Source organism: Arthrobacter sp. NPDC058097 (assembly GCF_042884885.1).
In the GTDB taxonomy this organism is placed as follows: Bacteria; Actinomycetota; Actinomycetes; order Actinomycetales; family Micrococcaceae; genus Arthrobacter.
In genome coordinates this window covers 239,453-258,105 of record NZ_JBHVSZ010000002.1, presented here as the reverse complement: position 1 = coordinate 258,105, position 18,653 = coordinate 239,453, and the positions used below count along the sequence as shown (strand labels likewise).

The 18,653-nt window shown below is 67.4% G+C and carries 17 protein-coding genes; 8 read left to right on the top strand and 9 right to left on the bottom strand.

What is annotated here, in order from left to right; genetic code table 11:
- Positions 1–25 precede the first annotated feature (25 nt).
- Both ACFVTE_RS05110 and mnmA read right to left on the bottom strand, forming a co-directional pair.
- Positions 26–1,660, bottom strand: coding sequence for an ABC transporter substrate-binding protein (locus ACFVTE_RS05110; RefSeq protein ID WP_387097740.1), 1,635 nt, complete (start codon positions 1,658–1,660; stop codon positions 26–28).
- Between the two features lie 249 nt (positions 1,661–1,909).
- Positions 1,910–3,049, bottom strand: a complete 1,140-nt coding sequence (gene mnmA / locus ACFVTE_RS05105; RefSeq protein WP_387097737.1) for a tRNA 2-thiouridine(34) synthase MnmA — start codon at positions 3,047–3,049, stop codon at positions 1,910–1,912.
- 170 nt (positions 3,050–3,219) lie between these two features.
- On the opposite strand from mnmA, the gene ACFVTE_RS05100 reads away from it, so the two are divergent.
- Positions 3,220–4,473: an NAD(P)/FAD-dependent oxidoreductase gene (locus ACFVTE_RS05100; protein ID WP_387097734.1), complete on the top strand. Its 1,254-nt coding sequence runs from the start codon at positions 3,220–3,222 to the stop codon at positions 4,471–4,473.
- Here ACFVTE_RS05100 and ACFVTE_RS05095 read toward each other — a convergent pair.
- Complete coding sequence (locus ACFVTE_RS05095; RefSeq protein WP_387097731.1) at positions 4,452–5,681, bottom strand: cysteine desulfurase family protein; 1,230 nt, start codon at positions 5,679–5,681, stop codon at positions 4,452–4,454. The two genes, ACFVTE_RS05100 and ACFVTE_RS05095, sit on opposite strands and share 22 nt — an antisense overlap.
- Positions 5,682–5,728: 47 nt before the next feature.
- On the bottom strand, positions 5,729–6,418 hold the full coding sequence (locus ACFVTE_RS05090; RefSeq protein ID WP_387097728.1) for a helix-turn-helix transcriptional regulator: 690 nt from the start codon (positions 6,416–6,418) through the stop codon (positions 5,729–5,731).
- 92 nt (positions 6,419–6,510) lie between these two features.
- On the opposite strand from ACFVTE_RS05090, the gene ACFVTE_RS05085 reads away from it, so the two are divergent.
- The gene (locus ACFVTE_RS05085; protein ID WP_387097725.1) at positions 6,511–6,957 is read left to right on the top strand and encodes a hypothetical protein; all 447 of its coding nucleotides are present in this window, start codon (positions 6,511–6,513) and stop codon (positions 6,955–6,957) included.
- Here the strand turns inward: ACFVTE_RS05085 and ACFVTE_RS05080 are convergent.
- A complete protein-coding gene (locus ACFVTE_RS05080) occupies positions 6,927–7,622 on the bottom strand; it encodes a hypothetical protein (RefSeq protein ID WP_387097722.1) in 696 nt (231 codons plus the stop codon). The genes ACFVTE_RS05085 and ACFVTE_RS05080 overlap by 31 nt on opposite strands.
- 149 nt (positions 7,623–7,771) lie before the next feature.
- On the opposite strand from ACFVTE_RS05080, the gene ACFVTE_RS05075 reads away from it, so the two are divergent.
- The 5 genes from ACFVTE_RS05075 to ACFVTE_RS05055 all read left to right on the top strand — a co-directional run bounded on the left by ACFVTE_RS05075 (position 7,772) and on the right by ACFVTE_RS05055 (position 11,718).
- On the top strand, positions 7,772–8,716 hold the full coding sequence (locus ACFVTE_RS05075) for a J domain-containing protein (RefSeq protein WP_387097719.1): 945 nt from the start codon (positions 7,772–7,774) through the stop codon (positions 8,714–8,716).
- A gap of 32 nt (positions 8,717–8,748) precedes the next feature.
- Positions 8,749–9,216 (top strand): tRNA (cytidine(34)-2'-O)-methyltransferase, encoded by a 468-nt coding sequence (locus ACFVTE_RS05070; RefSeq protein ID WP_387097716.1) that lies wholly within the window; start codon positions 8,749–8,751, stop codon positions 9,214–9,216.
- 214 nt (positions 9,217–9,430) lie between these two features.
- Complete coding sequence (locus ACFVTE_RS05065; protein WP_387097713.1) at positions 9,431–10,036, top strand: sigma-70 family RNA polymerase sigma factor; 606 nt, start codon at positions 9,431–9,433, stop codon at positions 10,034–10,036.
- A gap of 2 nt (positions 10,037–10,038) precedes the next feature.
- On the top strand, positions 10,039–10,890 hold the full coding sequence (locus tag ACFVTE_RS05060; protein ID WP_387097710.1) for an anti-sigma factor domain-containing protein: 852 nt from the start codon (positions 10,039–10,041) through the stop codon (positions 10,888–10,890).
- 54 nt (positions 10,891–10,944) lie between these two features.
- Positions 10,945–11,718, top strand: coding sequence for a MerR family transcriptional regulator (locus ACFVTE_RS05055; RefSeq protein ID WP_387097707.1), 774 nt, complete (start codon positions 10,945–10,947; stop codon positions 11,716–11,718).
- Between the two features lie 15 nt (positions 11,719–11,733).
- On the opposite strand, the gene ACFVTE_RS05050 is transcribed toward ACFVTE_RS05055, so the two are convergent.
- From ACFVTE_RS05050 to ACFVTE_RS05035, 4 genes are all read right to left on the bottom strand, one after another.
- Positions 11,734–12,510, bottom strand: a complete 777-nt coding sequence (locus ACFVTE_RS05050) for a PIG-L deacetylase family protein (protein WP_387097704.1) — start codon at positions 12,508–12,510, stop codon at positions 11,734–11,736.
- A gap of 4 nt (positions 12,511–12,514) precedes the next feature.
- Complete coding sequence (locus ACFVTE_RS05045) at positions 12,515–13,468, bottom strand: electron transfer flavoprotein subunit alpha/FixB family protein (RefSeq protein WP_387097701.1); 954 nt, start codon at positions 13,466–13,468, stop codon at positions 12,515–12,517.
- Between the two features lie 14 nt (positions 13,469–13,482).
- Complete coding sequence (locus tag ACFVTE_RS05040) at positions 13,483–14,283, bottom strand: electron transfer flavoprotein subunit beta/FixA family protein (RefSeq protein WP_387098326.1); 801 nt, start codon at positions 14,281–14,283, stop codon at positions 13,483–13,485.
- Between the two features lie 233 nt (positions 14,284–14,516).
- Positions 14,517–16,184: a trypsin-like peptidase domain-containing protein gene (locus ACFVTE_RS05035; RefSeq protein ID WP_387097698.1), complete on the bottom strand. Its 1,668-nt coding sequence runs from the start codon at positions 16,182–16,184 to the stop codon at positions 14,517–14,519.
- 307 nt (positions 16,185–16,491) lie between these two features.
- On the opposite strand from ACFVTE_RS05035, the gene ACFVTE_RS05030 reads away from it, so the two are divergent.
- Positions 16,492–18,564, top strand: a complete 2,073-nt coding sequence (locus tag ACFVTE_RS05030; protein WP_387097695.1) for a TPM domain-containing protein — start codon at positions 16,492–16,494, stop codon at positions 18,562–18,564.
- Positions 18,565–18,653 lie beyond the last annotated feature (89 nt).

Below are 18,653 nucleotides of genomic sequence, written 5' to 3'. Positions count from 1 at the left end.
GCTGGTCAGGACCTGGGGTGGAGCCCTACTTCGAGATCACTCCGAGGCGGGTCTTGAACGAGGCGTCGAGGGTCTGGTCCACGCCCTTGACGTCGGCCCCCGCAACCATGAGCTGCGCGCCCTGCAGCAGGGGCAGGGTGGAGAGGTCCTTGGCGACGGCGGTCTGGGCATCGCCCAGCACCTTCTCGCGTTCGGCCTTGTCCACCGTGGTGAGCTGCTTGGTGACCAGCTCGGTGACGGCGGGGTTCTCGTAGTGGTTCTTCAGGAAGTTGCCGGGGATGAAGAACGGCGTGAGGTAGTTGTCGGCGTCGGAGTAGTCCGGGAACCAGCCGAGCTGGTAGACGGGGTAGGCATCCGCCGTCCGGGCCTTCGAGTAGGTGACCCATTCGGTGGACTGGAGGTCAACCTTGAAGAGGCCCGACTTTTCCAGCTGTTCCTTGATCATGGCGTACTCGTCGCCCGAGGACTTGCCGTAGTGGTCCGGGTTGTACTGCAGCTTGATGTTGACGGTGCCGGTGATGCCGGCGTCGGAGAAGGCCTTCTTTGCCTTGTCCAGGCTGGGCTTGCCGTTGCCGTCGCCGTACATTTCCTTCAGCGGCTGGATGGCGCCGTTGAAGCCGTCGGGGACGACGGAGTAGGCGGGAAGGTAGGTGCCCTTGTAGACCTGGGTGGCGATGGCCTCGCGGTCCACGATGTCCGCCATCGCCTGGCGTACGGCGAGCGCCTTCTTGGCGTCGGCGTCGGCCGTCTTGGCACCGAACGGCATGGTGTCGAAGTTGAAGACGATGTAGCGGAGTTCACCGCCGGGGCCCTTGTGCACCTTGACCTTCGAGTCCTTCTCAAGGTCGGCGGCGTCGGTGGCCGTCAGGCTGCGGCCGGCGACGTCGATGTTGCCCTGCTGGACGTCCAGCTTCAGGTTGTTGGAGTCGGCGTAGTACTTGATGTTGGCGCCGTCATTGGCCGGCTTGCCCAGGAGCCCCTGGTAGTCCGGGTTGGCCTTGAGGCTGACGAGCTCGTTCTTCTTGTAGCTCTCGATGGTGTAGGGCCCGGCAAACGGCTTGCCCTTGACGATCTCGTCGTCGCTGAGGACCTTGTCCGCCGGGAAGACCTCCTCGTCGACGATCGGTCCGGAGTTGGCGGCCAGCACGCCGGGGAAGACCTGGTCGTTGCCGGCCTTGAGGGTGAAGACCACGGTTGAGTCGTCCTTGGCCGCCACGGACTTCAGGTTCGACAGCAGGGCGGCCGGGCCGTTGGGGTCGGCGATCTTGACCACGCGGTCGATCGAGAACTTCACGTCGGAGGAGGTCAGCGCGTGGCCGTTGGCGAACTTGAGTCCGGGCTTGAGCTTGACGGTGTACTCAGTGGGGCTGGTGAACGACGCCGATTCGGCGATGTCCGGAACAGCGTCGGCGCTGCCCGGCTTGGAGTTCATGAGGAAGGGATAAACCTGGTTCATCACCATAAAAGAGCCGGCGTCGTAGGAACCGGCGGGGTCCAGGGTGACAACCTTGTCCGTGGTCCCGTAGGTGATGGTGCCTCCGCCGGCGCCGCCGGTGGATGTGCCGCCGCCTCCGGACGGTCCGGTGCAGGCTGTGAGTGCGAAAGCGGAAACGCCTGCCAGCGCGATAGCGCTCCGCAAGGCCCTCTGATTCTTTGCCATCTGTGAACTTTCTGTTCGATGAGTACGCGCGGGGTGCCCGATCCGACTCGTGTGCGGGCAGCCCGCTGATGCCTCTGATTCAACCAGATGGTTGCCCGGTGAAACATTGCATCGTGTGAGTTGAGACACAAAATTTACCAGAAGGATTTCCATTCCGCTGACCGAACGGTCGGAAACCCGGAAATGGCCACAAAAAACGGCCGACGGAACAGTCCGCCGGCCGTCCTCACTCCGGAAGCCGGAGTACGGTCAAAGCTGGGCCCGTTGCAGGGATCGCGCAGCGTCGATGGTCGCCTGGCCGAGGACCCTGCTGCCCTGGTACAGGACCACGGTTTGGCCCGGCGAAACACCGCGCAGCGGATCCGTCAGGGTGACCACAAGGCTGTCCCGCTCGATTCCTGCCTCGTCGGCAACCCGCTCCATCCGCGCTATGGCAGGAACGGGGTCGCCGTGCGCGCGGACCTGGGCATGGCAGTCAAAGTCGGCGCCGGAGCCAACCTCGGTGATGGGCAGGCCGGCCCAGGAAACCTTGATGCCGCGGATCTCGTCGATGGCCAGCAGGGCCTCGGGCCCCACCACCACCTTGTTTTCCTTCGGCCGGATCTCCAGCACGAACCTCGGCTTGCCGTCCGGCGCCGGACGGCCGAGCTTCAGACCCCGGCGCTGACCGACGGTGAACGCGTTCGCCCCGGCATGTTCGCCCACCTTGACGCCCGTTTCATCCACGATGTCGCCGGTGGTCATGTCGATCTTTTCCGCGAGCCATCCGGCGGTGTCACCGTCGGGGATGAAGCAGATGTCGTGGCTGTCCGGCTTGTTGGCCACGGAGAGCCCGCGCCGTTCGGCCTCCGCGCGCACCTCCGCCTTGGATGGGGTGTCCGCAAGCGGGAACATGGAGTGCTTCAGCTGCTCATGGGTGAGCACGCCCAGGACGTAGCTCTGGTCCTTGGCCCAGTCGGCGGCGCGGTGCAGCTCGCGGTTTCCGTCGGCGTCCTCGATGACCTTGGCGTAGTGGCCCGTGCAGACGGCATCGAACCCGAGGGCGATCGCCTTTTCGAGCAGGGCGGCAAATTTGATGCGCTCGTTGCAGCGCATGCAGGGGTTGGGGGTGCGGCCGGCGGCGTACTCGTCGATGAAGTCCTGGACCACATCCTCCTTGAACCGCTCCGAGAAATCCCACACGTAGTAGGGAATTCCCAGGACGTCGCAGGCCCGCCAGGCGTCGCGGGAATCCTCAATGGTGCAGCAGCCCCTGCTGCCGGTGCGCAGGGTGCCCGGCATCCTCGACAGCGCGAGGTGAACGCCGACGACATCGTGGCCCGCCTCGACGGCGCGGGCGGCTGCGACGGCGGAGTCAACGCCGCCGCTCATGGCTGCTAGAACTCGCATTATGGCTTTCTGTTGGATTGGCCCCATGACGCACGGGTTGCCGGACTATTCTACTGCCCGTCGGAATCAGGACCTAAATTTCCTTGACGGCTCCGGCCCGCCCTTCTAAAGTCACGAGTAATGTTTTTAGAACGCAGGCCATTGGCCTGCCGTGCGAATCGAGTAGCGCCATGACCCCTGAAAGCATAGTCATCGCCGGCGCCGGGCTGGCCGGAGCAACGGCGGCCCGCACCCTCCGCGCCGAAGGCTACGCCGGGAACATCACCATCGCCGGGACCGAACCGCATCCTCCCTATCTGCGGCCGCCGCTGTCCAAGGAATACCTGCTCGGCAAGGCCGGGGAGGACGCCGTCGAGGTTGTGCCGGGGAGCTGGTACGCCGAGAACGACGTCGACCTCCGGCTGGGCAGCCCGGTGGCGTCGGTCGATCCGGCGGCACATACCGTCCGCCTGGCGGACGGAACAGTCCAGGGGTACGGGGCACTCCTGCTGGCGCCCGGCGCCACGCCCCGGACGCTCCCCCTGGGCGGCGCCGAATACGACGGCGTCACCACCTTCCGCACGATCGATGACAGCCGCCGCCTGCGGGAACGGCTGGCGCCCGGCGGGCGGAACGTCGTGCTCATCGGCTCCGGCTGGATCGGGATGGAACTGGCCGCGGCGGCAAGCACCTACGGCAACCAGGTCACCCTCCTCGGACTTGAGGACATTCCGCTCGCCGCGGCGATCGGCCCGGAGCTCGGCAGCTTCTTCCGGACCCGGCACGAGGACAACGGCGTCCGCTTCCGGCTTCCCGCCTCAGCCAGGGAGATCACCGGACACAACGGGAAGGTGACCGGCGTGGTGACCGACGCCGGAGAGCTCCTTCCGGCAGACATCGTGGTCATCGCTGTGGGGGTGGTTCCGGAAACGGCACTTGCCTCCGCGGCCGGGCTGGAGGTCCGCAACGGGATCCTCACCGACGCTTCACTGCGCACCAGCGCGCCGGACATTTTTGCCGCCGGCGACGCCGCCAATGCCCTGCATCCGTTCACAGGCGAGCACCACCGCAGCGAACACTGGTCCAACGCGCTCAACGGCGGCAAGGTGGCGGCCAAGGCCATGCTCGGCCAGGACGTTGCCCTGGACATGGTTCCCTACTTCTACACCGACCAGTTCGACGTCAGCATGGAGTATTCGGGCTTCCCGTCCCTCGCGGCAAAGGCGGCCCCGGTCATCCGCGGCTCGCTGGAACGCAAGGAGTTCGTGGCGTTCTGGCAGCAGGACGGCCGGGTCGTGGCCGGCATGAACGTCAACTGGCCAAGGTCCGTCAAGCCCAGCGCCCAGAAGACCATCAAGGCACTCATCACCGCCCGGGCCGAGGTGCCTGCCGAGCGGCTTACCGACGAGGACGTGGCGTTCGATCAGCTGATGCCGGAAACCTGACGGGCAACAGTGGCAGCCGTCTGGATGGAGGATTCGTGTCCGGCCATTCCGGCCTGCCGCGCCCGGGCATAGGCGCCGGGCAGGGCCGCGAGGAGTGCGTCCACGTCCGCTTCCGTCGACGGATGACCCAGCGTGAAGCGCTGAGCACCGCGCGCCGCCTCCTCGTCCATGCCCATGGCGAGCAGGACGTGCGACGGACGCGGAACGCCCGCCGTGCACGCTGAGCCCGTCGATGATTCGATGCCGGCCAGGTCCAGGAGGAACAGCAGGGAGTCACCTTCGCAGCCGGGGAACGTGAAATGGGCATTTCCCGGCAGGCGCCCCTCCCCCGCCGGTCCGCGCAGCACCGCCGCCGGAACTGCTTCGCGGACCCCCGCGATGAGCCGGTCGCGCAGCCCGGACATCCGTGCAGCCTCGGAGTCGAGGTTTCTTGCGGCCGTGTCAGCTGCGGCGGCGAAGGCCGCTATGGATGCGGTGTCGAGCGTTCCTGAGCGGACGCCGCGTTCCTGGCCGCCGCCGTGCTGCACCGGCGTGAGCTTCACCGACCGGCCCAGGATGAGCGCACCGACGCCCACCGGGCCGCCGATCTTGTGGCCGGAGATGGCCATGGCATCCAGCCCGGAGGCCCGGAAATCCACGGGGACGGAGCCAAACGCCTGCACCGCGTCCGAATGCACCGGAACCCCGGCGGCGTGCGCGAGCTCCACGACGCGGCCGACGGGCTGGATGCTCCCCACCTCATTGTTGGCCCACATGACCGTCACCAGCGCAATGGACTCGGGTTCACGCTGCAGTTCGGCCTGCAGCGCTTCGAGGTCCAGCACGCCGTCATGGTCGACGGGCAGCCACGAGACCTCGGCGCCTTCGTGGCGTTCCAGCCACTCAACGGTGTCCAGCACGGCGTGGTGCTCGACGGCGGAACACAGGATCCGCCGCCGGCGCGGGTCTTCAGCCAGCCGGGACCAATACAGGCCCTTGACAGCCAGGTTGTCCGCTTCGGTGCCGCCCGAGGTGAAGATGACCTCCGACGGATGGGCACCTGCCGCGGCGGCAAGGGTTTCCCGCGCGTCCTCCACGGAACGCCTCGCCCGGCGGCCGGAGCCGTGAAGGGACGAAGGGTTCCCGGTCCGGGACAGCTCGCGCGTCAGGGCCGCCAGGGCTTCCGGGGCAATGGGTGTGGTGGCGGCATGGTCCAGGTAAACAGGCACGCTTAAATTCTAGACGCCGCAAGATTCCGGGGGGCGGGCCCCGGCGGTCACGGCCTGATCCGGGCGCAGCAGCGCCCGGCCGTCCGGTCCTCCACCACCTTGTCCTCCGGGATCCCGCAGGCAGCTGCGGCACCACTCAACAATGCTCCGTTCATGGCACACACCACGTCCGCGTGTCCGTCGGCGAGCCGGTGGAAAGGACAGTTCATCAGGATGGTTCCGCCCTTGCCGTCCTGTTCCGGCATGTAGCCGATACTGCCGAGCACCTCATCCAGCGATGCCCCGCTGCCGCCCAGGGCACGGCCACGGGAGTAGGAGGCATCGGCCAATGCCTCGCGGACCCCTCCCCCGCCGGCCATGGAGGATTCAATGGCGGTGGCCATCAGTTCTCCGGCCAGGTCGTAGCTCCGTTCCGGAACTGACGCGCCCACCTCCTCCAGCGCCGGGCGGTAGAGCTTCGCCGGGCGACCCGACCCCGGTCCGGCCTTTCCGCCGAGCTTGCGGAACTCGACGGCGAGCAGCCCGTCCCGGACCAGCTTGTCCAGGTGGAATGACGCCGTGGACCGGGGCATGTCCAGTGCGGCAGCCGCGTCGTCCCGCCCTACAGCAGACGGCTGCCCGGCGACGTACTCAAAAAGACGCCGCCTGCTCGCATCACCCAGCGAGGCCAGGGCGGCCAATCGTCCGGTCCACGAAAGAGCGGTTCTTGGTTCACGGTCTTCAGGTTTGCGGCTCATAAAGCCAGCGTAACTCTAAAATCAAGATCTGTTGCTAAAGAACGACGGTCGGCTCTAAAATCAAGTTACCTACTTTTAGAAGGGAGTTCGTCATGAAAACAACCGCACTGAGGGAGTCTGCAGGCCCGACCACGCTCGCCGCGGATCCGGCCCGCCAGGCGTTCCTGCTCCTGCGTACCGTCTTCACCGTGGCGCCCATCCTGTTCGGCCTGGACAAGTTCACCAACCTCCTGACCGACTGGACCGGCTATCTCGCACCAATCGTTCCGGATACCCTGCACCTGCCCGCGCAGACAGTGATGTACGTCGTCGGCGGCGTCGAGATCATCGCCGGAATCCTGGTAGCCCTGCGGCCGCGGATCGGCTCGCTCGTGGTGGCTGCCTGGCTCTTGGGGATCATCCTGAACCTGATCATCCTCGGCGCCTTCTTCGACGTCGCCCTGCGCGACTTCGGCCTGTTCGTGGCCGCACTGGCCCTTAACCGGCTGGCCACCGCCGCAGCGGCCCGTCAGCCCGGCGGGACCACCGTCAGCCACTGAGCAATGTCTGCCCGGGCGGCGGCGAGCGCCGCCGCCGTCGGGCACGACGCCGACACGTACACCGAGGAGCCGGCCTCGCCAAAAACCCTGGCCAGTACGGCGGTGGCCGGGCTGGCTTTCCGGCCTGTCGGTTTCGCGGCACGTTCCAGGACGAGGACATCCACGGCCGGCGCGGGCTTGCCCCGTTCGCCTCCCCAGCGCAGCGATGCCGGCTTCAGATAGGCGGGCAGGATCGTAGGGTCAAGGTAGGCAAACAGCGCGGCTGTCGATGCCCTGTCGTCGGCCGCCACCAGGGGCCACTGGTTCTGGCGCACCCCGGCCGCAACCTGGCAGCCGTCGGATTTCTGATACTGGCTCGTGCCGCCGGCGTTACTGACCACCTGTTTCCAGTGCGGGGCTTCGGCAAGGTCTTCCGACAGCCCAACGGGAACGCCGTGCGCCAGCGTGGAACCTGCCGAGAAGGGCATGTCGCGGGCAGCCACGGCACCGGCGTCGTGCCCGGGGGTGATGCTCGGCGTGCCCGGCCCGCTGGTGACAGGCGGATTGCTTGGGGCCGCCGGATCCGGGACGCCGATGCTGCAGCCGCCCAGGAAGGCCGTGGCTGCAACGGCTGCCACCAGCACGCGTGAATGGCGGACTCCGCCGCGACCTGTCCGAACTCCCATTCCGAAAAGTCTAGACGTCCCGCGTTTCCACCGTCGGGAACCCGCAGCCATGCTGCGGTCGTTGATCCAGAAGACCGTCAGGACCGGCTTATATGCTTGGCACACCGGGCCGCGCAGGCACGCCGGCAACAACGACCTAAGGATCATGCTTGACCCAGGGCAGCAGCTCCCACTACGAAGTGCTCCGCGTGGCGGCGACCGCGACGGAGAGGGAGATCAAGGTGGCCTACCGCAAGGCTGCCCGCACGTCGCATCCCGACCACGGAGGCGACGCCGCCACGTTCCGGCAGGTGACCCTTGCGTATGAAACACTCATCGACCCCCAGCGCCGGGCCGCCTATGACCGTTCCTACGCGGCCGGCCCCCGCCGGAGCCGCGCAGACGGCGACGAGGCGCACTTCGACGCCCCCGCTGCCGGCAGCCACGCGTCCGCTACGATCCACAAGCCGGGAACGCCCCGGAACACCTCCGGCGATGCCCCCGTCTACGTGCCGCCGCTCGACACGCCAGGCACCGTTCCGCTTCTCCCGCCGGAGCTGGCCAGCCAGCAGGTCCACGGCATGCCCAGGAAACGCGGCATCTTCGGCGCTGAAGCCAGGATCCAGCGCGAGCTGCGCACGGTCCAGCTGATCAGCAGGCAGGTCCTGCCGGCGATCCCTGCGGCGCGCCTGATCAACGGCCTGCAGTCCCCGGCGGACAACAGCCACATCGACCACGCGCTGCTCTCGGGCTACCGGCTGGCGCTGATCGGCTCCATGCTGCTGCCCAAGGGGGCCTACGCCTGGGACGGAAACACGCTGAACCACGGCGGCAGGTCAATCGCCCCGCCGCAGCTGGCCCACGTGGTCCGGCGCATGCAGGACATCTTTCCGGAGCTCAACGTGACCGGATGGACAGTGGTCCACAGCCCGGACGGCAACCTCCACGAACCTGTCATCGACCGCCACCGCCGCTCCCACGGCGGCTCCGACCTTGTCCAGGTGGTCAATGCCGCTGGCCTGGCCCGCGGGCTGAAGGATTTCCTGTCCTCCGGTCCGGCGCCGAACACCGTCAACGTCCCCGTGCTCGCGCGGCTGCTGAGGGGCATGCACTGAGAGTCGGTTTTTGCCGCCGCTAGGATGGAAGCGTGTTCCGCATCCTCTTCCACACGCCCGAAATTCCCGGCAATACGGGCAACGCCATCCGTCTCGCCGCCATCACCGGCGCCGAACTCCACCTTGTGGAGCCCCTGGGCTTCGACTTCTCCGATGCCAAGCTCCGCCGCGCCGGCCTGGACTACCACGACCTGGCAGTGGTTACCGTCCACCCCAACGTCGAGGCCGCCTGGGAGGCCCTGCAGCCGGAGCGCGTCTTCGCCTTCACCTCCGACGGTGAGGTGTCGTACACAGATATTGCCTACCGGCCCGGCGATGTCCTGATGTTCGGCCCGGAGTCGGTGGGCCTGCCGGATGACCTGAAGCGCGATCCGCACGTCACGTCCCGGGTCCGCCTGCCCATGCTGCCGTCGCTGCGGTCACTGAACCTGGCGAACGCGGCATCCATCGCCGTCTACGAAGCCTGGCGCCAGCAGGGTTTCACCGGCGCCCAGCTCTGAGCGCAGCCCGTCTGGACTGCCACCCATCCAAAGCCCTCGCCGCACCGAATCCCTCCTGAGCACATCCAACGGGCATGCAACATCAGGGCGGAAGGAGCGGCAGGTGACAGCACGGCGGCCGGGCAGCACAGCATTCCGTTTTGGCCGCCACGATGCTGCCGGGGCGGGTTACGGTGTGCCACACCCTCCGGCAGGCAACCTATGCTTGAGAGTGATGGAAACTCCCAACGCGCCGAACTTTGACGCCACCGCGCCGCCCGGCACCGCCGTCGACCTTAACCAGCAGCTGGCACAGCTGCTGGAGCGGATTGCCCAGGGCGACCAGGCGTCCTTCGCCGAGTTCTACCGGCTGACGTCGCGGCGGGTGTTCGGCATGGCGCGCCGGGTGCTGATCGACCCGGAGCTCAGCGAGGACACCGTCCAGGAGGTCTTCCTGCAGGTCTGGCAAAACGCCGCGAAGTTCGATCCGGCCAGCGGAAGCCCCCTGGCCTGGCTCATGACCATCTCGCACCGCCGGGCAGTGGACCGGGTCCGGTCTTCGCAGTCCGCGAGCGAGCGTGAGGCCAGGTACGGCGCCAACAGCCAGGACATCGACCATGACTCAGTGTCGGACGAGGTGGACAGCCGGCTCGAGGCTGAAGCCGTGGTCCGCTGTCTGGAGACGCTGACCGAAACGCAGCAGGAATCCGTGCGGCTCGCCTACTACGGCGGCCTCACCTACCGCGAAGTGGCCGAGAAACTGAATGCGGCCGTTCCAACCATCAAGTCCCGCATCCGCGACGGACTGATCCGACTCAAGACCTGCCTGGGGGTGAGCTGACAATGACTGATTCGAATGATCCCCGCGGCCGCCAGCTGCCCCGGGCATTTGCCGCCGACATTCCCACCGACCTCACGGCGGGCCGGGCCGTTGAGCTTGCCGAGATTTACGCCCTCGACGCCATCACCGACGCGGAGCGCGAAGCAATCGATTCTTACGTCAGCGGCGCTCCCGAGGCGGAACGCGCATCCTTCAACGAACGCGTCCGCCAGGCGAGGGAGACCCTGGCCATGTCCTTTACCGCCGAGGAGGAGCCGCCCGCTGACCTGTTCGCCCGGATCGTCGCGCAGCTTCCCGCTGCCGCACCGGCAGCGGAGGCGGCCAGGGCCCACACGGAAGCGGACGTCCTGCCTGAGCCGGCCGCAGACGAACTTTCCGCTGCGCGCCAGCGCCGTGAAGCACGACGCCGGCCGGCCGGCCTGCGTAACTGGCTGATCGGCGTTGCGGCTGCTGCCGTGATCGCGCTCGGCGGGGTGGGGATAGGAGCCTACGTGGCCAACCAGAACGATCCCTTCAGGCAGGTCATCGAGGCGCAGGACGCTCGGCAGGCAACCGTCGACGTCACCGGCGGAGGCACAGCCACGGTTTCGATCTCGGCGTCGCGCGATGCCCTGGTGGTGCGGATGAAGGATGTCCCGCCGCCGCCCGCGGGCAAGGTGTACCAGATGTGGCTGATTCCGAAGGACGGCTCCAAACCTGTCTCCGAGGGTCTGATGGATGCGGAGGCATTGTCGAAACCGGCCCTCGTCAAGGGCATCCGCTCCGCGGCCGCGCTCGGCATCACTGTCGAGCCCGTCGGCGGATCGGCGACCCCCACGCTGCCCACCGTCGCTGCCGCTCCGCTGAACGCCTGACGCTCGGCGCCGGACGCTTGACGTTGACGCTGCGTCAACTTCTACGCTGGTGGCATGAAGCAGGAAAAACTCCGGAGCTGGTCCATCGCCGAGCTGGCGAAGCTGAGCAGGGTCTCGTCCAGGACCCTCCGGCACTACGACCAGGTGGGATTGCTGCCGCCTGCCTACACAGGGCACAACGGCTACCGCTACTACACGCAGCCTGAACTGCTGCGTCTCCAGCGCATCCTGCTTCTCCGCGAACTTGGCCTGGGCCTGGAAACCATCGGCCAGGTTCTGGATGGCCAGGCAGACCAGCTGGATGCGCTGAGCGTGCACCGGAAGTGGCTGCTGGCCGAGCGCGACCGCCTGGACCGGATGGCCAGGACCGTCGGGGCGACCATATCGGCACTGCAGCAAGGAGACGCCATGTCAGGCGAGGAAATTTTCAAGGACTTTGACACCAACCCGTACGAGGAGGAGGCCCGCCAGCGGTGGGGCGACCGGGCCGTCGAGGACAGCAAGGCCCGGCACGCAGCGCTTGGCCCTGCCGACAAGCAGGCCTTTCTGGCCGAGGCAGGCGCGATCAACGAAGAGCTGGCCCGCTGCCTGGACGCCGGTCTGCCGGCGGACGACGCCCGGGTGCAGGCCGCCGTCGAACGCCATTACCGCTGGATCTGCGTCAGCTGGACGCCGGATGCGGACAGCTACGTGGGACTGGGCCGGATGTACGTGGAGGACCCGCGGTTCACCGCCTTTTACGACCAGAGCCGCGCAGGCCTCGCCCCCTACCTGCTGGAGGGGATCAAGGTCTACGCGGCGTCACAGCTCCGCCCGTCCGAAGGCTGACGCCAGCCTGGCGGGCTAGAAGCCGGCGATCGTCCCGGGCCCGTTGACCATGACCACGTGGAACGCCTCGGCGCTGCGTCCGTCGGAAAGGCCGCCACGTTCCCCGTTCGCCCGCATGCCGCGCCGCACGGTGGCCTCCATGGCTTCGGCATCCGGATGCTGGCTGACGTGCACGTGGATCGCTTCGAGCTTGCTCTCCACATGCTCCGTAACGTCCACAAAGTGGTTCTCCCGCTCCTCCGGGCCGGCGTAGAGCCACAGCCACGGAAGCTTGAAGGCCTCCAGGCCGGACTCGGCGAGGTCCGGGTACGCGAAGGGGTTTTCGACTGCCGGGTAGACGGCGCGGGTCACCGCCTCCCCCACCGCCAGGTGGTCCGGATGGCTCTTCTGGATCCGCTTCCAGTTGCGCTCGGGGTGCATGGAAAGCACGACGTCGGGACGGACTTCGCGGATCAGCTTCACCACCCCGCGCATCACCTCGTGGTTGGGCTCAAGGTACCCGTCCCGCTGGTGCAGGTAGTGGATGTCCGTGACGCCGACGAGGGCCGCGGCACGTTCCTGCTCGGCCGCCCTGAGGGCAATGATTTCGGCGCGCTGCGCAGGGTCGAAGCCGCCGGCGTCGCCGTCGGTCATGATGCAGTAACTGACCTCCACGCCGGCCGCAGTCCACGCGGCGATGGTGCCGGCGGCGCCGAAATCGATGTCGTCGGGATGGGCGGAGAAACAGAGCACCCGCTCAATCCGGTGCTGTTCCGGATTGAACGGGCTCTGCGCTGCAGCGTTTTGGGTCAAGGATTCAGCCCTTGCGCTTCTTGATCTCTTCGGTTGCCTGCGGCAGCACCTGGAAGAGATCGCCGACGATGCCGAAGTCGGCGATCTCGAACACGGGCGATTCGGCGTCCTTGTTCACGGCCACGATCACCTTGGCGGTCTGCATGCCGGCCTTCTGCTGGATTGCGCCGGAGATGCCGGCGGAGATGTACAGCTGGGGTGAGACGGTCTTGCCGGTCTGGCCGACCTGTGCGTCGTGGCTGATCCAGCCGGCATCAGTTGCCGCGCGGGATGCGCCCACGGCCGCACCCAGTGCGTCCGCCAGTTCCTCCACGGGGCCGAAGTCGCCGTCGAGGCCGCGTCCGCCGGCCACCACGATGCGTGCATCCGTGAGGTCCGGGCGGCCGCTGGCGACCTTCTGTTCGCGGGAGGTGATGCGGGCAGCCGCTGCGGTGGCGTCGGCAGGGGCGTCGACGGTCACGGTTTCGGGTGTGCCGGGAGCCGCCGCGGGCTCCGGGTCCACGGAGTTTGCCTTCACGGACAGCACGGTCACCGGGGTGGTGGCCTTCGCCGCCGTGGTGTATGAACCGGCGAGCACCGACTTGTGGGCTGTGCCGTCGGCGTCCACCGCGACGACGTCGGTGATGACGCCGGCGCTCAGCCGGATGCCGAGCCGGGCAGCGATTTCCTTGCCTTCGGGTGAGTTCTCCAGCAGGACGGTGGTGGCGCCGGACTTGTCCGCCACCGCGGCCAGGAAGGCGGCCTTCGGGGCGACGAGGTAGTCGTCGAGGTCCGCTGCGGCGGGGCGGAAGATGCTGGCGGCGCCGTAGGCACCCAGGGTGCCGGCGGCGTCGTCGGACAGTTCGCCGTTGACCGCCACGGCGGTTTCCCCGAGGGAGCGGGCGATGGTGAGGAGTTCCAGGCTGCTCTTCTTGGGAGCCTGCCCGGGGTTGTCAATGAATACCAGTACGTTTGCCATGTTGTGGAGTCCTCTTAGAGCAGCTTCTGGGCGGCCAGGAAGTCAACCAGCTTGATGCCGGCGTCGCCTTCGTCCGTGATGATGGTGCCGGCGGTGCGCGGCGGGCGTTCCTCGGCCGCCGTCACGCGGGTCCAGGATCCGGCGTGACCAACCTGGGAGGAATCGACTCCGATGTCAGCCAGGGAAAGCGTGGTGATGCTCTTGCGCTTGGCCGCGATGATGCCCTTGAAGTTGGGGTAGCGCGGTTCGTTGATCTGGTCGGTCACGGAAACCACTGCGGGCAGGGATGCCTCGACCGTCTCCGAGTGGGTGTCCGCGTCGCGGCGCGCCGTGACCCGTCCGCCGTCGACGTCCAGGGAGGAGGCGAAGGTGACCTGCGGAAGCCCGAGGCGCTCGGCGAGCTGTGCGGGCACCAGGGAGGTTTCGCCGTCGGTGGAGGCCATGCCGGTCAGCACCAGGTCAACGGGGGCGTCCGCGCCGAGGTGGCGGACGGCGGCTGCGAGCGCCAGCGAGGTGGCGGCGGCATCCGAGCCGGCGAGCGCGGCATCGGTGAGGTGCACACCCTCGGTGGCACCGATCTGCAGGGACTTCTTGATGGCGTTCACGGCACCGGCCGGTCCCATGCTCAACGCGATCACTTTGTTGCCGGCCTTGGCACCGCCACGGGCTTCGGCAAGCTGCAGCGCGGCTTCCAGGGCGTACTCATCCAGTTCGGACAGGATGCTCTCGTCGCGGTCCGTGGTGTGGCCCTCGCCGCTGAGGTGCCGGTCGAACTGGGCGTCCGGCACATGCTTGACCAGGACGACGATCTTCAATGTCTCTTCCACTGTATTTACAGCAGCCTTCCGTGCTTGTGGATAGCCAGCCGGGTGGGGTCGTGGCCGTGGAACGCCCGGGATACGGGTAGCTCCTAGCTAACCATATTGGGCCCGTCATATGACGTCCCGTTAACGCCTGTGTCAAAAGGCCAGGGCCCATGGCAGGCACAACGACGGCGGGCCACACCCCAGGTGCGGCCCGCCGTCGCGCTTGGCCCAGTTACTGCGCTCTACTGTTCTGCCGCTGCGCCGAGCGTGACGTCCAGCTGCTGCTCGCGGCCGTTGCGCAGGACCGTGATCTTCACCGAGGACCCGGACGGCTGCTCGCGGACAGCTGCCGTCAGCTGGTTCGGGTCACTGATGGCCAGGTCGTTGAAGCGCGTCACCACGTCGCCCACCTTGATCCCTGCCTTGGCCGCCGCCGAGCCCTGCTCCACGGAGGCCACATCGGCTCCCGTGGAGAACCCGGAGGCCGATGCCGCCTTCTCTTTGACGCTGACGCCCAGCTGGCCGTGGGTGGCCTTGCCGTTGTTGATGATTTCCTGCGCCACGCGCTTGGCGTTGTTGATCGGGATGCTGAAGCCCACGCCGATGTTGCCTGTTCCGCCGGCTGCCGAACTGCCGCCAGCGGAGGCGATCGCGACGTTGACGCCGATCACTTCACCCTTGCTGTTCACCAGGGCACCACCGGAGTTGCCCGGGTTGATGGCAGCATCGGTCTGGATGACGTTGATGGAGATCGAACCCTTGCTTGCTGAGCTCTGGCCCTGCCCCTGGCCCGGAGGCGCGAACTCGAAGCCCTGGTCGCCGCCCTGGGAGTTGTCCGTCCCTTCCTTCGGGGCCGCCGAAGACGCGACGCTGATGGTCCTGTTCAGCGTCGAGACGATGCCGTCCGTCACCGTGCCGGTGAGGCCCAGCGGCGAACCGATGGCCACGGCCGTGTCCCCGACGTTCAGCTTGCTGGAATCACCCAGCGCTGCCGGTGTGAGGCCGGACGGGTTATCTACCTTGATGACGGCGAGGTCGGACAGCGGGTCCGTGCCAACCACCTTGGCGGTGAGGACGCGGCCGTCATTGGTGCGGATTTCAATGTCCGCGTTCGCGGTGGCGCCGTCAAGAGTCACCACGTGGGTGTTGGTGAGGATGTGGCCCTGGTCGTCGAGGATGATCCCCGACCCCGTGCCGCCGTCGCTTCCGCTGGTGGCCTTAATGGTCACTACGCTCGGTGATGCCTTGACGGCCGCGGCCGTGATCTCGTTGACCGAATCCTGGTTGTTGACGATCACCGTTCCTGGCTGGCTGCCGGAACTGACGGCCGGCGCGGTTCCGCCGGCGTCGAACAAGTTGCCGGAGCCGACAGTGGCAACGCCGCCGCCCACGAGCCCTGCGGCCAGGATGCTGGCCACCAGCGTGCCGACGCCGAACGTCGCCTTGCGCCTGGGCTGGTTGGTGCGGTTGTCCTGGAAAGCGGAATGGCTGTTGTGCTGTGAGTACTGGGAACCGGTGGGCTGCGCCGCCGGTGCCGACTGCTGCCCGTAGAAGGGAGCGTGCTGGGGGTAAACGGGATGCGGACCGCCGGGACGCTGCTGCTGCGCGTGCTCGCGGCTCCCGGCAGGGCTGCCATACGGCTGGCCTTCATCGGCCCGGGCTGCACGGGCGTGGCCTTCATTTAGCTGGCTTGCGTCCTGGGCGGGCCGGTACAACGGCCGGGTGGGGTTGCTGTCGGAGTCAAGGCGTACCGTAGGGTTCTCGGAACCGCCGGCGGTGCGGTGTGCGCTGTCCTGCGGTGCAGGAGGCTGGAGACCCTCGGCGGGCTCAGGCCGAGGGGTCGGATCAACAGGGCGCCCTGAAGGATCTCGGTTCTCAGGTGCTGCGCCCGGTTCTGGGTGCTCAGTCATTGGACTTCCTTTCATCCGCGTCTGTATTAACTATGGACGATCGGACTGAAACTAATTCGGACGTTTGCTGGGAGGTTCCTGAGTGCCCTCCGTAGGGGCAGTACTGCCAGTGTTCTGGACCGCCACCGATGTCTCCAGCGCTTTTCGCTGGTGGCATATTCCCCGCCGTGGACGGTCCCGCTGGTGCACCATAGAATCAAGAAGAATTGCCACAGCGACCTGCGGCTTTACACCCGGCGTGGGGGCGCTGCTGCATTCTATGACGGCTGTTCGTCCCGAACCAGCCGCGGCGTGCTGAAGGGTTGCCATGCGGTCAATGTTGAAACGTGTTCTCGCCGTGATCGGCCTGACGGCAGTGCTGGCGGCTCCGGCCGCGGCGGCCTGGGCGGAGGATCCGGTCACCATCCCTTCCGGCACCAACATCGTCGACGACGCCAATGTCCTCGGCAGCCGCAAGGGCGAAGTTCAGGACTCGATCCAAAAGCTCCTCAAGGATCACAAGTACAACCTGTACGTGGTCACCGTAAAGTCGTTCGAAAATCCTGCTGACCCTGCCGCTTGGGGCAAGACCGTCGCGGAGCGGAAGGGCATGGGCCCTGCCGATGTGCTCCTCGCGATCGCCACAGACCAAGGCAAGTACTACTTTGCCCCCAGTACCTCCAGCCCGATCTATCCCAAACGGACCACGATTACGCAGAACGCCATCGCGGCCAACCTTGGTGGCGGCAAGAGGGATTTTGCCCAGGCCGCCATTGACACCGCGGCTGCCATCGGCGACGCTGCGGGCGGAGGCAGCGGCAATGTCCCCTCTGGCGCGGGCGCAGGCACTGCCGTGCTCGTTGGTGCGGGGGTCGTGGCCGCCGGCGGCGCGGGCACGTATCTTTACCTGCGGAACAGGCGCAAGAAGGCCGGTCAGGCCTCCAGCGCAAGCTACGGCCCGCAGGGGGCCGAACTCGACCCCCTGGCCGGGATGAGCATCGAGGATCTCCGCCGGAAGAGCGGCTCCCTGCTGATTGAGGCAGACGACGCGATCAAGACCAGCGAGCAGGAACTGGGCTTCGCCGAGGCTCAATACGGGGAAGCGGCCGTGGGCAACTTCACCAAGGCGCTCCAGGAGGCGAAAGCGCACATGTCGGAATCGTTCAAGCTGCAGCAGCAGCTGGACGACCACATCCCGGACACCGAAGAGCAGCAGCGCAGCTGGCTTGGCGAAATCATCCGCAGATCGGAGGCCGCCCTGGCATCGCTGCAGGAACAGAAGGCGGACTTCGACTCGCTGCGCGAACTCGAGAAGAACGCGCCGCAGGCCCTCGCGGCAGTGGACGCCGGCGCCGCGGAGGCGGACGCCAAAATCGCACGGGCGGACCAGACCCTGGCCGAACTGCGCGGCAAGTATGCGGACAGCGCACTCGCCCAGATCTCCGACAACATCCTGCAGGCCAAGGAGCGCCTGGCCTTCGTGCAGAACGCCAGCGCAACGGCGCGTGAAAAGCTCGCTTCCGGAGAAAGCAGCCTCGCCGCCGTCGCCGTCCGCGCAGCGGAGGAGAGCCTGCACCAGACGAACGTGCTGCTGGACGCTATTTCCAAGGTGGCCGGCAACCTGGACTCGGCCCGCCAGGCACTGGAGTCGGCTGTCGTAGACACCTCCCAGGACCTGGCCCAGGCCAAGGCCATGATCCAGTCCGGTTCCCACCCGGAGCTCGAGGGTCCCGTGGCCGGGGTGGAGGCAGCCCTTGCCCGCGTGAAGAGCGAAATCCAGAGCGGCAAGATTGACCCCATCGCCACCCTGGAGCGGGTCGAATCCGCGCACCAGGCCCTCGATCAGGCCCTCGGCGGCATCCGGGACCAGCAGGAGCAGGCCCGCAGGGCGCAGGCGTCGCTGCAGCAGACCATCATGTCCGCCCAGGCGCAGATCAGTGCCACATCGGATTACATCACCGCCCGCCGCGGCGGCGTGGGCACCGAGGCCCGGACCCGGCTCGCGGAGGCACAGCGGAACCTCGACTACGCGCTGTCCATCTCGCGCAACGACCCCGTGACCGCGCTGACCTACGCCCAGCAGGCGCACGCCCTGGCTGCGCAGGCCGCCCAGCTGGCCCAGTCCGACGTCGACAGCTTCGGCTACGCCAACCAGGGATATGGCCAGGGCTACGGCCGCGGCGGCATGTTTGGTGGCGGCGGAGGCGGCGGCCTGGGCGGTGCCATCCTCGGCGGCATCCTCATCAACTCCATCCTCAACGGTGGCAGCGGCGGCGGCTGGGGCGGCGGCCACAGCGACGGCGGAGGCTGGGGTGACGGCGGGGGCTGGGGCGGCGACGGCGGCGGCGGAGGGGACTTCGGCGGCGGCGACTTCGGTGGCGGCGACTCGGGCAGTTTCTGACCGGCACAGGTTAAGCGCCGGCCCGCGCAGCCGGGCCGGCGGGTAAAAGCGGTATACAACTGTTCACTGAACTCAGTGGCACATACGGA

What these genes read in the sequence shown, in the direction of transcription:
- ACFVTE_RS05090 (WP_387097728.1), bottom strand. Translation starts at nt 6,418, where the DNA reads ATGAGCCGCAAACCTGAAGACCGTGAACCAAGAACCGCTCTTTCGTGG.
- ACFVTE_RS05030 (WP_387097695.1), top strand. Translation starts at nt 16,492, where the DNA reads ATGCGGTCAATGTTGAAACGTGTTCTCGCCGTGATCGGCCTGACGGCA.
- ACFVTE_RS05045 (WP_387097701.1), bottom strand. Translation starts at nt 13,468, where the DNA reads ATGGCAAACGTACTGGTATTCATTGACAACCCCGGGCAGGCTCCCAAG.
- mnmA (WP_387097737.1), bottom strand. Translation starts at nt 3,049, where the DNA reads ATGCGAGTTCTAGCAGCCATGAGCGGCGGCGTTGACTCCGCCGTCGCA.
- ACFVTE_RS05055 (WP_387097707.1), top strand. Translation starts at nt 10,945, where the DNA reads ATGAAGCAGGAAAAACTCCGGAGCTGGTCCATCGCCGAGCTGGCGAAG.
- ACFVTE_RS05110 (WP_387097740.1), bottom strand. Translation starts at nt 1,660, where the DNA reads ATGGCAAAGAATCAGAGGGCCTTGCGGAGCGCTATCGCGCTGGCAGGC.
- ACFVTE_RS05100 (WP_387097734.1), top strand. Translation starts at nt 3,220, where the DNA reads ATGACCCCTGAAAGCATAGTCATCGCCGGCGCCGGGCTGGCCGGAGCA.
- ACFVTE_RS05065 (WP_387097713.1), top strand. Translation starts at nt 9,431, where the DNA reads ATGGAAACTCCCAACGCGCCGAACTTTGACGCCACCGCGCCGCCCGGC.
- ACFVTE_RS05060 (WP_387097710.1), top strand. Translation starts at nt 10,039, where the DNA reads ATGACTGATTCGAATGATCCCCGCGGCCGCCAGCTGCCCCGGGCATTT.
- ACFVTE_RS05080 (WP_387097722.1), bottom strand. Translation starts at nt 7,622, where the DNA reads ATGGGAGTTCGGACAGGTCGCGGCGGAGTCCGCCATTCACGCGTGCTG.
- ACFVTE_RS05085 (WP_387097725.1), top strand. Translation starts at nt 6,511, where the DNA reads ATGAAAACAACCGCACTGAGGGAGTCTGCAGGCCCGACCACGCTCGCC.
- ACFVTE_RS05035 (WP_387097698.1), bottom strand. Translation starts at nt 16,184, where the DNA reads ATGACTGAGCACCCAGAACCGGGCGCAGCACCTGAGAACCGAGATCCT.